At 52.0% G+C, this 11,815-nt stretch carries 13 protein-coding genes and 1 pseudogene; 9 read left to right on the top strand and 5 right to left on the bottom strand.

What is annotated here, in order from left to right; genetic code table 11:
* Both HP459_RS06635 and HP459_RS06630 read left to right on the top strand, forming a co-directional pair.
* Positions 1–113, top strand: a pseudogene (locus HP459_RS06635) (molecular chaperone); the annotation flags it as partial.
* Positions 114–209: 96 nt separating this feature from the next.
* Entirely contained in the window at positions 210–692 is a 483-nt protein-coding gene (locus HP459_RS06630; protein ID WP_072202167.1) for a DUF1097 domain-containing protein, read from the top strand.
* A gap of 42 nt (positions 693–734) precedes the next feature.
* On the opposite strand, the gene csgG is transcribed toward HP459_RS06630, so the two are convergent.
* From csgG to csgD, 4 genes are read right to left on the bottom strand one after another with little or no spacing between them, the layout of a single operon-like run.
* Entirely contained in the window at positions 735–1,568 is an 834-nt protein-coding gene (gene csgG, locus HP459_RS06625) for a curli production assembly/transport protein CsgG (RefSeq protein WP_023299773.1), read from the bottom strand.
* Positions 1,569–1,594: 26 nt separating this feature from the next.
* Positions 1,595–2,011, bottom strand: a complete 417-nt coding sequence (gene csgF, locus HP459_RS06620) for a curli production assembly/transport protein CsgF (RefSeq protein WP_003858054.1) — start codon at positions 2,009–2,011, stop codon at positions 1,595–1,597.
* Between the two features lie 26 nt (positions 2,012–2,037).
* Positions 2,038–2,427, bottom strand: a complete 390-nt coding sequence (gene csgE, locus HP459_RS06615) for a curli production assembly/transport protein CsgE (RefSeq protein WP_003858052.1) — start codon at positions 2,425–2,427, stop codon at positions 2,038–2,040.
* Between the two features lie 4 nt (positions 2,428–2,431).
* Positions 2,432–3,082, bottom strand: coding sequence for a biofilm master transcriptional regulator CsgD (csgD, locus tag HP459_RS06610; protein WP_006809293.1), 651 nt, complete (start codon positions 3,080–3,082; stop codon positions 2,432–2,434).
* A 742-nt stretch (positions 3,083–3,824) separates the two neighbouring features.
* Here csgD and csgB point away from each other — a divergent pair.
* The 5 genes from csgB (at position 3,825) to ymdB (ending at position 6,255) form a co-directional block, all read left to right on the top strand.
* A complete protein-coding gene (gene csgB / locus HP459_RS06605) occupies positions 3,825–4,280 on the top strand; it encodes a curli minor subunit CsgB (RefSeq protein WP_023299774.1) in 456 nt (151 codons plus the stop codon).
* A 39-nt stretch (positions 4,281–4,319) separates the two neighbouring features.
* The gene (csgA, locus tag HP459_RS06600; protein WP_003858043.1) at positions 4,320–4,775 is read left to right on the top strand and encodes a curli major subunit CsgA; all 456 of its coding nucleotides are present in this window, start codon (positions 4,320–4,322) and stop codon (positions 4,773–4,775) included.
* Positions 4,776–4,831: 56 nt separating this feature from the next.
* Positions 4,832–5,164 carry a curli assembly chaperone CsgC gene (gene csgC, locus HP459_RS06595; RefSeq protein ID WP_023299776.1) on the top strand — a complete coding sequence of 111 codons (333 nt, stop codon included), beginning with the start codon at positions 4,832–4,834 and terminating at the stop codon, positions 5,162–5,164.
* A gap of 153 nt (positions 5,165–5,317) precedes the next feature.
* Positions 5,318–5,638: a type 1 fimbrial protein gene (locus tag HP459_RS06590; RefSeq protein ID WP_045307928.1), complete on the top strand. Its 321-nt coding sequence runs from the start codon at positions 5,318–5,320 to the stop codon at positions 5,636–5,638.
* 80 nt (positions 5,639–5,718) lie between these two features.
* Complete coding sequence (ymdB, locus tag HP459_RS06585; RefSeq protein WP_171936039.1) at positions 5,719–6,255, top strand: O-acetyl-ADP-ribose deacetylase; 537 nt, start codon at positions 5,719–5,721, stop codon at positions 6,253–6,255.
* Positions 6,256–6,296: 41 nt separating this feature from the next.
* On the opposite strand, the gene mdoC is transcribed toward ymdB, so the two are convergent.
* Positions 6,297–7,436, bottom strand: a complete 1,140-nt coding sequence (gene mdoC, locus HP459_RS06580) for a glucans biosynthesis protein MdoC (RefSeq protein ID WP_022647705.1) — start codon at positions 7,434–7,436, stop codon at positions 6,297–6,299.
* A gap of 255 nt (positions 7,437–7,691) precedes the next feature.
* Here mdoC and mdoG point away from each other — a divergent pair, with 255 nt between their 5' ends.
* Together mdoG and mdoH are read left to right on the top strand one after the other, a co-directional pair.
* Entirely contained in the window at positions 7,692–9,245 is a 1,554-nt protein-coding gene (gene mdoG / locus HP459_RS06575) for a glucans biosynthesis protein MdoG (RefSeq protein ID WP_032622136.1), read from the top strand.
* Positions 9,238–11,766, top strand: a complete 2,529-nt coding sequence (gene mdoH, locus HP459_RS06570) for a glucans biosynthesis glucosyltransferase MdoH (protein ID WP_023299777.1) — start codon at positions 9,238–9,240, stop codon at positions 11,764–11,766. Before mdoG ends, mdoH begins: the two co-directional genes overlap by 8 nt.
* The last annotated feature ends 49 nt before the right edge of the window (positions 11,767–11,815 follow it).

Here is an 11,815-nt window from a genome sequence, read left to right as displayed (position 1 = left end):
TGGGTAAAGTTGAAGCCCACGCCACCTCCCCGTTCTGGAGAACGCTGGCTCCGCTGACGCGTGACGCTATCGCTGCCATGTGGGATGAGCTGGAAGAAGAGAGTGAAGAGTGATTTAAATCACAAAAATCCTGCAACGATACATTTCAACTTGCACGTAACGTGCTTCTGATCTCATTTCTAGGGTGCGCATCTGCTAAGATGCGCACCATGAACATATTACTTTGTATTGCAATCACGACTGGCATCCTCTCCGGCCTCTGGGGTTGGGTGGCGGTATCTCTCGGTTTGTTGAGCTGGGCCGGTTTTCTTGGCTGCACGGCCTATTTCGCCTGTCCGCAGGGTGGTTTTAAAGGGCTCTTTATTTCAGGCAGCACGTTACTGAGTGGCGTGGTCTGGGCGCTGATCATTATGAAGGGCAGCGCGCTGGCGCCGCATGTGGAAATCCTGGGGTACGTCATGACCGGTATTGTGGCTTTCCTGATGTGCGTTCAGGCAAAACATCTGCTGTTGTCCTTTGTGCCCGGCACGTTCATGGGTGCCTGCGCGACCTTTGCAGGCCAGGGGGACTGGAAGCTGGTGGTCCCTTCGCTCATGCTGGGATTACTGTTTGGCTACGCTATGAAGAACAGCGGTCTCTGGCTTGCAGCCCGACGCGAGAAGAGCCAGAACGTTCCTGTGGTAAGTAAATAAAAAAAAGCGAGACGAAAATCTCGCCTTTTTATACGCCGCCAATCATGACTCCGGCGGAACCGACATCTCACGGTATTTCACCAGCACCGCATTACTCACGTCACTTTTATTCTGAAGATCCCACAAGCCGCGATCGATGCCGTCATTAATCAGGAAAATCACCCCGGTTTCGATGGCCGACATCAGACACAGCATGACCGGCTCGTTAGAGGTATAGCCAATTTCAGCCTCCAGCAAACGCTGGTAGTCGATAAAGCGGAATACCCCCGCCTGCACTTCATATGAGAGAATCGTTTTGCTGGTGGTCACGGAGGATAAAATTTCACCCGTGCTCACGTTAACCACGCGCAGGTTGACGGCAATCTGATCCAGCTGATACTGCGTGTCGGCCCCGATACCAAAGTAACGGGCACCCGCGCCGCCCGATTTCACGTTACTTTCGTAGCCGATAATCGAGCCTTCCACCATGATATTGGCTGCGGTGAGAGACTGTAGCGGCATGCGGTTATTGACGCCAACGGTACCATTCTCCTGTGCAGCACGAATGATTTTTCGTTCGTTAAGCAGGTTTTGCAGCCCCTGGCGTTCCAGCGGGATAAACCAGCGCGAATCTTTCAGGGCGGTAACCAGCATCGCGGTGGCGCTCTGCGGTACGGCCGTGGAGAAGTTACTGGCCGGATACGGTTTGAACTGGCCCGTCTCATCCTGAATGTTATAGACCGAGACGAATATCTTCCCGGTAGGGCCCGGCAGATGCGTCAGATCCCGATAGCTCTGGGCACGGGGCATTAGGGTGGGTTTAGCGGCTTCTTTTGGCGGGGCAGTTAAACAACCGCTTAATAAGCACACTGCAACTAAAATAAAAAAGCGCTGCATGATAATTGTCCTTATTTCGGGGTTGTTTAGAAATCAGTTGAACTGGTCTGCAAACCGGAAACCTGGATTGTCGACGTCTTACCGGTTTTTCGGTCTGTCACATTTAACTGAAGCTGCCCGTCTTTATTGGCAATATCGACGATAAAGTCGTTAGTGACCATCCGGCCGGGTTTTCCGGTATTAATGTTGGTTAATAAGCCACCTAATATTTGCGACTGGATGGCCTGAGTAAAATTATCCAGAGCTGACGGGGTCTCGATACCGAAATCATCGTCATAGCTGGGGTCTTTATAGGAGTTTTGAGCCTGCGCCTGGTTAAGCATAAAGGCTCCGTTATTCGGGTTGCCGCCAAAATTAGGGTTGCGGAACTGGAATGTCATATTTCCGGCCCAACTCAACGGCGCAATGAGCATTAACGAAATCACTGTGTGTGCGAGACGCATTACAGCCTCCGAAATAGGTGTCGTTGCTAGAACTCATCTTTTGCTAAATCGCCTGTGCTCAAAAGGGCTTTATCTAACTGTAGGCGGTTAATAGCTTCTTCTGTTTGTGCCAGTGCGAAAGCGACGTTCTGATCGAAGTCTCTTTTCGTTGGGAATAAAAAAGTCTGGTAAATAACGTCCTGATTAGCGGTTATTGTGATCCAGCTTCCCCACCGCGCACTGGGCCGTTCGTTGATGGTTAAATTACCCGGATAATCGCTTTCCCACTTATCGCTGAAGGCACGATAAAAATCGTGTCCGACAGAGGTGACGGTGTGGTCGGTCAACAGTCCAGGAACTTCCACCTCAACAGCCTGAAGGTTTCCGGCAGCAAGCATAATGCCTGCGGCGGCAATCCAACTTAGGGTGCGTTTCATGCTATTAACGCCTGAGGTTATCGTTTGCCCACGACACCGCCTGCGTGCGATTTTTAACAGCTATCTTTTTGAAAAGATTATAAAGATGTGTCTTAACCGTATTTTCGCTGATAAATAACGAACGGGCGATTTCAATATTTGAAGCACCAATACGCAGTTTGTTCAGGATCTCTTTCTCACGGTGCGTCAGAAGGGCCGATTCCGAACTGTTATAGCGATAATTTCCGGAGTGGGTAATGAGGTAGCTGGCCAGTTTTTGCGAGAAATAACACTCCCCCCGCAATATGCCCTGCAAACCCTCCACGACACGGTTTTCTTCTTCTGTAACGTAAAACACGCCGTTAATATGCGGCCAGCTCTCAATTTCGCGGAAAGGATACTCATCAGGCGTATTCAATAACAATACGCGGATATTATTGTTTTTCCTGCTTAAATTATCTTGCCAGTAATGGATCAGTTTTTTATCCGCTTCCATCATATCGAGAAGAATGATGCTGCCAGGAGCGATATCATCAAAAGAACGTTGAATGTTATGAAGTTTCCCGTTAAGTGACAGGCATTGTTTTAAATGCTGCAATAACGCTGTCGCTTGTAAGGAAGGTTTTGTGATCAACAATAATGTATGACCGGGTAAGCTATGGACTTCATTAAACATGATGAAACCCCACGTTATTTATGACACCCGGCAGCTGCCCTCGTATTATTGAAAAGGGCACCAGAAGTACTGCAGGTGTGGCACTGCTGTGTGTAGTTAAAAAACCTTCCTCCAAAGGAGGCGGTAAAATTAAAAACAAATAACGTACTGCTGTTTTCAATCTAGCTATTGCAAACTTTAAAGCAAGTGTTAATCGTGTAACAGAATGTAAAATTCGATATTTATTTGTGTATTTTGCGGGGTTAATAGATTTTAAGATAAGGGGAAAGTTGTACAGGTGTATAAACGTGCACAGATTTTAAAAACCATACGGTATATTATAATGAGTTGTATTATCTGGTTTTTTATTACTGTAAGCCAGCCGGTAAAAAGTATGAACTCTGCTAAAAACATAAGACTTCCCTAAGCCGGAATTTTTTCTTAAGAAAACTTGCTTCGTGTCACGCGCGTGACAAAAGGCATTGTCGTTTTTGTCTGAAGAAGCCGGTACAGGTTGGACAGCCTGTCTCGCTGTTGTACAAGCGCAGGAAGACATTTTTGGTTTCTGCTTTAGGCGAGTATCCCATCGTTTCAGGCGAGATTTACGACTTTGAGGTGAAGGGGAATATAAAAATAAGGCGCACGGGTGAGATATTAAACATGTTTCGGCAGACATACTCTTTTCCGTAACGCGGCGTTAACAAAACGAATCGCGTTAACGGAGTAAGGAATACCTTTTTATAGCCAGGTCCAGGGTGACAGCATGAAAAACAAAACGTTGTTTATGATGTTTACATTACTGGGTGCGCCTGGGTTTGTAATCGCAGGTGATTCAGATTTAGCCAGTTCTGAATATAATTTTGCGATAAATGAATTAAGTAAAGCTTCATACAATCAGGCAGCCATTATTGGTCAACAGGGTTCAGGAAATAATGCTGATGTACGCCAGGGCGGTTCTAAATTGCTGTCCGTTATTTCCCAGGAGGGCGGGAATAACCGCGCGAATGTTGATCAGTCAGGGACGTATAACCTTGCTTATATCGATCAGACCGGCAACGGCAACGATGCGAGTATTAAGCAGGGCGCTTTTGGCAACACCGCCATGATTATCCAGAAAGGCTCGGGTAACAGGGCGAATATAACGCAGTATGGTACGCAGAAAACAGCAGTTGTAGTACAGAGACAGTCGCAAATGGCTATTCGCGTTATTCAACGCTAGCGATGTGTGACGCCTTAATCAATCCGATGGGGGTTTACCATGAAACTTTTCAAAGTGGCAGTTATTGCAGCAATCGTAGTTTCTGGCAGTGCTTTCGCAGGTGCGGTACCACAATTTGGCGGCGGTCACGGTGGTGGCTGGGGTGGCGGCAATAACGGCCCTGACTCAACCCTGAGCATTTACCAGTACGGCGGCGGTAACTCCGCGCTTGCTTTGCAGACGGACGCCCGAGATTCTGAATTGACCATTACCCAGCATGGTGGCGGTAACGGCGCAGACGTTGGCCAGGGCTCTGATGACAGTTCTATCGATCTGCTGCAAAAAGGCTTTGGTAACAGCGCCACCATCGACCAGTGGAATAGCAAAGATTCTGTTATCAACGTGAAACAGTTCGGCGGCGGCAACGGCGCGGCGGTAGACCAGACAGCGTCCGGCTCAACGGTGACTGTGCACCAGGTTGGCTTCGGCAACAACGCGACCGCACACCAGTACTGATTCATTTCTGTACCAAAAAACAGGGCATGCGCCCTGTTTTTTTTCGGGAGGATCTCATGAGCACCTTCATTCTCCTTGCCGCGCTTGCCAGCCAGATAACGTTCAGCACCTCACAGCAGGCAAATGTGACAACCATTATTCCTCAGGTCACGCTGGCAGACGCCTGCGAATGTCAGGTTGAGGTGCTATCTGTCCGACAGGGGCAGGGGGGACAAAGTACATCGCGGCAGAAAAATACTCTTTTTATACCCGCTAATCAGCCGATTGATTTAACGCGAATCAGTTTAAATATTCGCTCAGGGGATGCGGTAAAAATAATCGTCACCGTTTCCGATGGAAAATCGCTTCATTTATCACAGCAGTGGAACGCACCGGCAAGTACGCTTTAATCATTCATAAAATCAATGATTTAATAAAGTGGCGGCGCTGCACAGGTAAGCTATGCTGATATCAAGAACCCAGCAAACGGGTTGCTTAAATTGATACGTCATAACGGAGCGTTTTTACCCCTCAAGGACGAATTTCATTGAGGAGTACAAATAATGTTCAAATCCGCAGCGTGTATTATTTCTGGTCTGGGACTGATCCTGTCCTCTTTTTTTTCTCCGGCTTATTCAGCAACTATAGAGAATGGTGGGGTGATTCATTTTCGTGGCGCGGTGGTCGCTGACCCGTGCGAAGTCACGCCCCGGCATCGGCAGTTTGCGATTTCCTGCCCGGAAAATAACCGTATGAAAACGCATACCATCAGTTATGACGAGGCGCTCCGGGGCCATCATCCTCACTCAGCGCTGGCCGCTGTCACCATGAAATACCTGAATGAAAAGAAAACGCTTGCGGTCGTTCAGGTGGATTACCGTTAACCGCCGTTTTTTTCGCGACAGTTTTTCTCCTTCTCCCTCTGCGATACACTGATGAAAAAGGCGGGTTGCAGAGGGTGTTTATGAGACCGCAAATCGACGTTATTCATGGCGATATCACGACGGTGCACGTTGACGTGATCGTCAACGCAGCCAATTCCTCCCTAATGGGTGGGGGCGGGGTAGACGGTGCCATTCACCGGGCCGCGGGCCCTCAGCTCCTTGAAGCATGCAAAACCGTGCGCCAGCAGCAGGGAGAGTGCCCGCCGGGGCATGCTGTTATTACGCTTGCGGGCGATCTCCCGGCCAAAGCGGTGATCCATACCGTTGGACCCGTCTGGCGCGGTGGCGACCGCCATGAGGCTGAGATTCTGGAGCAGGCTTATCGTAACTGCCTGCGGCTTGCGGCAGATAACGGCTATAAGACCATGGCATTCCCCGCCATTAGCACCGGGGTTTACGGTTATCCAAAGGAAGCGGCAGCTACGATCGCTGTGAATACCGTTTATCACTACCTTTCCCTCAAACCCATGCCGGAAAAAGTCATTTTTGTCTGTTTCGATGAGCACACCGCCGACCTGTATCAGCGGATTTTGACCGCGCGCAGCCAGGCATTTTGATGCGTGTAATGCAAAAACGGCGCCCTGGAGGCGCCGTTTTGTTATCCCGCTTTAACCTGAGGTTTACCTGAGAACAGGAACCGCAAAAGCGGGATCCGCAGGTGGATTTCATACAACACGATGGCAATGCCAACCACAAAGACCAGACCGGTGAAGAAGCCCAGCGCATTCGATTTGATATGCGGCGTAATGTACGCCCCGAAAAACAGCGTCAGCGGATGGTGGACTAGGTAGATAAACAGTGAAGCATTAACGAAATAGGTGACGCGACTTGATTTAAAATTCAGCAGACGATGGCCAAGGGCGAACACCACGTTAACCATCCACAGGCCCATCAGCATCGTTATCACGCTCTCTGTCTCATACATCCACGCGTCCCCGCTGCCAAAGCGCTGATTGAGAAGATAGGCGGCAAAGGCCAGCGCAGCACCCACCGCACACCAGGGGGAGGGGGTGGTAAACAGCGCTTTAAGCCGGGGATGAATAAATGCCAGCGCCCCAATCAGGAAGAAGGGAATGTAGAACAGGGTCTGCATCACCACGAAATTAAACAGCCCATCGCTCAGAATGGGAGGGTAGACAATGAGCAGGGTACGCCTGACGGCGGCATACGCGACCCCCAGCGCAAGAAACAGCAGCGACAGCTTGCCCAGGGTGATGTTGGCGAAGAAGGTCGAGGTTGCGGCGCTCGCGCGCTGGCGCAGTTGACTGAAGATCAGCAAACTCACCGTGGTTAGCACCACCAGTACCAGCAGGAACCAGAGGTGGGAAATCAGCTCCCAGACCAGGGTGTTGTATTTCTCATAGAACGAGAGATTAGGCCAGTTTTCCGCCTTGCCTTTAACATGCTGCAACATGATAAACTGCGGCAGCGTCAGCAGCGGAATGGCCGTCAACATTGGTATGCCCACGCGCTCCACGCGCACTTTCCACCACCGCTTGAGGGGATAGCGCAAGAAGAGCATGTAAGAGAAATAGCCTGAAATGACGAAAAACACCTGCATGCGGAAGGCATGGATAAAATCATTGAACAGCGTCAGCCACCAGGAGGGCATCTGGCTGTTCACATGCCAGGTGTGGCTGGAATAGATCAGTGAAATATGAAAAGGGATCCCCAATAGCATGAGCCATGCGCGGATCGAGTCGAGGAAATATTCACGTTGTACAGGGGTTGTGCTCATATAACTTTGCGCATTCTCAGACTTTTCGCCTTATCCCTAAGGCTCATAATGGTTACATTCGGAGCCAACCCTACACCAAGACCGACACCCTGTCTCCAGGATAAGCACGCAAAGTGAAAAGCGGGTTCTTTCATTTGCTTAATCCATGAGCCAGCGAGCTGAACAAAGCAGTGATAATGTTGTCGGATTGCCTGAGTTTCCATTAAAATGGATCGGATCGATATAAGCACACAAAGGGGGAAGTGCTTACTTATTATGAAACATAAACCACAAATGATGAAAATGCGTTGGTTGGGTGTAGCAGTGCTGTTGTCACTGTATACCTCATCTGCACTGGCCTTTAACATCGATGATGTCGCAAAACAGGCTAAATCGATGGCGGGCAAGAGCTACGAAGCGCCAAAAAGTAACCTGCCCTCCGTTTTCCGCGACATGAAATACGCGGACTATCAGCAGATCCAGTTCAATCACGATAAAGCGTACTGGAACAATATTAAAACCCCGTTCAAGCTTGAATTTTACCACCAGGGTATGTACTTCGACACGCCGGTTGCCATCAATGAAGTGACGGCGACCGCGGTACGTAAAATCAAGTACAGCCCGGATTATTTCAATTTTGGCGATGTGCAACACGATAAAGACACGGTGAAAGACCTCGGCTTCGCAGGCTTCAAGGTGCTTTACCCGATTAACAGCAAAGATAAAAACGACGAAATCGTCAGCATGCTTGGCGCCAGCTACTTCCGCGTGATTGGCGCGGGGCAGGTATACGGGCTTTCTGCGCGCGGTCTGGCAATTGATACCGCGCTGCCATCAGGTGAAGAATTTCCACGTTTTCGCGAGTTCTGGATCGAACGTCCAAAACCAACCGACAAACGTCTGACAATTTATGCGCTGCTGGACTCCCCTCGTGCGACAGGCGCTTATCGCTTCGTGATCATGCCAGGGCGTGACACGGTGGTTGACGTGCAGTCTAAAGTTTACCTGCGCGATAAAGTGGGCAAACTGGGCGTCGCGCCGCTGACCAGCATGTTCCTGTTCGGGCCGAATCAGCCGTCTCCGGCGACTAACTTCCGCCCTCAACTGCATGATTCTAATGGTCTTTCCATTCATGCTGGTAACGGCGAGTGGATCTGGCGTCCGCTGAACAACCCGAAACACCTCGCCGTCAGCAGCTTTGCGATGGAAAACCCGCAGGGCTTTGGTCTGCTGCAACGTGGCCGTCAGTTCTCCCGCTTTGAAGATCTGGACGACCGCTACGATCTGCGCCCAAGCGCCTGGGTTACACCGAAAGGCGACTGGGGTAAAGGCAAGGTTGAGTTGGTTGAAATTCCAACCAATGATGAAACCAACGATAACATCGTGGCGTACTGGACACCGGATCAGCTGCCTGAAGCCGGTAAAGAGATGAACTTCAAGTATGCGATCACCTTCAGCCGTGACGAAGACAAACTGCACGCACCGGATAACGCGTATGTGATGCAGACGCGTCGTTCTACGGGGGACGTGAAGCAGTCCAACCTGATTCGTCAGCCGGATGGCACGCTGGCATTTATCGTGGACTTCACCGGGCAGGATATGAAAAAACTGGCGCCGGATACTGCCGTGACGGCACAGGCCAGCATTGGCGATAACGGTGAAATCGTTGAGAACGCTGTGCGTTACAATCCGGTCACCAAAGGGTGGCGTTTGACCCTGCGCGTGAAGGTGAAAGATCCGAAACAGACCACTGAAATGCGCGCCGCGCTGGTCAGTAACGATAAGCCGCTGAGTGAAACCTGGAGCTATCAGCTACCTGCCAATGAATAATACATCTGAATATATTGATGCCATGCCGCTAACGGACATTGAAAAAGCGGCACTCCCTGCGAGCGACATCCGCGCGGTTCACACCGCGCTGGATGGTGAACATCGTCACTTTTCCCGTGATGATGATACGCCGCTGGGGTCAGTGAAGGCACGTCTGGAGCAGGCATGGCCAGACTCGCTGGCAGAAGGGCAGTTAATCAAGGATGACGAAGGGCGTGACCAGCTACAGGCGATGCCGAAGGCCACGCGTTCCTCTATGTTCCCCGATCCGTGGCGCACCAACCCAGTGGGTCGCTTCTGGGATCGCCTGCGTGGGCGTGACGTGACGCCGCGCTATCTGTCACGTCTGACCAAAGAACAACAGGCGTCCGAGCAGAAATGGCGTACCGTGGGAACGATTCGTCGTTACATTCTGCTGCTGCTGACGCTGGCACAGACGGTTGTCGCCACCTGGTACATGAAAACTATTCTGCCGTACCAGGGCTGGGCATTGATTAACCCTGCTGACATGATTGGCCAGGATATCTGGGTCTCCTTCATGCAGCTGCTGCCGTATATTTTACAGAGCGGCATCCTTCTGCTGTTTGCCGTGCTGTTCTGTTGGGTCTCCGCCGGGTTCTGGACGGCGCTGATGGGCTTCCTGCAACTGCTGATGGGGCGTGACAAATACAGCATTTCCGCGTCGACGGTCGGGGATGAACCCCTCAATCCTGAGCACCGTACCGCGCTGATCATGCCTATCTGTAACGAAGATGTTGACCGCGTATTCGCCGGGCTGCGTGCCACCTGGGAGTCCGTAAAGGCGACCGGTAACGCGGCGCATTTCGACGTCTACATCCTGAGCGACAGCTACAACCCGGATATCTGCGTGGCAGAGCAAAAAGCCTGGATGGAGCTGATTGCTGAAGTGCAGGGCGAAGGGCAGATCTTCTACCGTCGTCGTCGTCGTCGTGTTAAGCGTAAGAGCGGGAACATCGATGACTTCTGCCGTCGTTGGGGTAACCAGTACAGCTACATGGTGGTACTGGATGCGGACTCCGTGATGAGCGGCGACTGTCTGAGCGGGCTGGTCCGTCTGATGGAAGCCAATCCGAACGCGGGTATTATTCAGTCCTCGCCAAAAGCGTCCGGTATGGACACGCTGTATGCGCGCTGCCAGCAGTTTGCGACCCGCGTCTACGGGCCGCTATTTACTGCCGGTCTGCACTTCTGGCAGCTGGGTGAATCTCACTACTGGGGCCACAACGCCATTATCCGCGTGAAGCCATTCATTGAGCACTGCGCCCTGGCGCCGCTGCCGGGTGAAGGATCGTTTGCCGGGTCCATTCTGTCGCATGACTTTGTGGAAGCCGCGCTGATGCGTCGCGCAGGGTGGGGCGTCTGGATTGCCTACGATCTGCCGGGCTCGTATGAAGAGCTGCCGCCGAACCTGCTGGATGAGCTCAAGCGTGATCGCCGCTGGTGTCACGGTAACCTGATGAACTTCCGCCTGTTCCTGGTGAAGGGGATGCACCCTGTTCACCGTGCGGTGTTCCTGACGGGCGTCATGTCCTATCTGTCTGCGCCGCTGTGGTTTATGTTCCTGGCACTCTCGACCGCGTTGCAGGTTGTGCATGCCCTGACGGAGCCGCAATACTTCCTGCAACCGCGCCAGCTGTTCCCGGTGTGGCCGCAGTGGCGTCCGGAGCTGGCGATTGCGCTGTTCGCGTCGACCATGGTGCTGCTGTTCCTGCCTAAGCTGCTCAGTATCATTCTGATCTGGTGTAAAGGTTCGAAGGAGTACGGTGGTTTCTGCCGCGTAACCCTTTCACTTCTGCTGGAAGTGCTGTTCTCGGTCCTGCTGGCACCGGTGCGTATGCTGTTCCACACGGTATTCGTGGTGAGCGCGTTCCTGGGATGGGAAGTGGTGTGGAATTCACCGCAGCGTGACGATGACTCTACGCCATGGAGTGAAGCCTTTATGCGCCACGGCTCTCAGCTGCTGCTGGGCCTGGTGTGGGCCGTTGGTATGGCCTGGCTGGATCTGCGTTTCCTGTTCTGGCTGGCGCCAATCGTCTTCTCGCTGATCCTGTCGCCATTTGTGTCGGTGATCTCCAGCCGTTCTACGGTGGGCCTGCGTACCAAACGCTGGAAGCTGTTCCTGATCCCGGAAGAGTATTCTCCGCCGCAGGTGCTGGTGGATACCGATACCTATCTGGAGCAGAACCGCAAACGCACGCTGGATGATGGCTTTATGCACGCCGTGTTTAACCCGTCATTCAACGCGCTGGCAACCGCGATGGCGACTGCGCGTCACCGCGCCAGCCAGGTGCTGGAGATCGCCCGCGATCGCCACGTTGAGCAGGCGCTGAACGAGACGCCAGAAAAGCTTAACCGCGACCGTCGTCTGGTGCTGTTGAGCGATCCGGTGACGATGGCACGGCTTCACTACCGCGTGTGGACTTCTCCGGAGAGATACTCTTCGTGGGTGAACTACTACAAGGACGTGAAGCTGAATCCGCTGGCCCTGAAGGCGAAGTAAGTTGTTAAGTAGGGCGGGTAAGCGAAGCGCCACCCGCCAAATAAAATAC

The organism is Enterobacter sp. CM29 (genome assembly GCF_013179605.1).
Classification (GTDB): domain Bacteria; phylum Pseudomonadota; class Gammaproteobacteria; order Enterobacterales; family Enterobacteriaceae; genus Enterobacter; species Enterobacter intestinihominis.
This window is presented reverse-complemented; position numbering and strand designations above follow the sequence as displayed.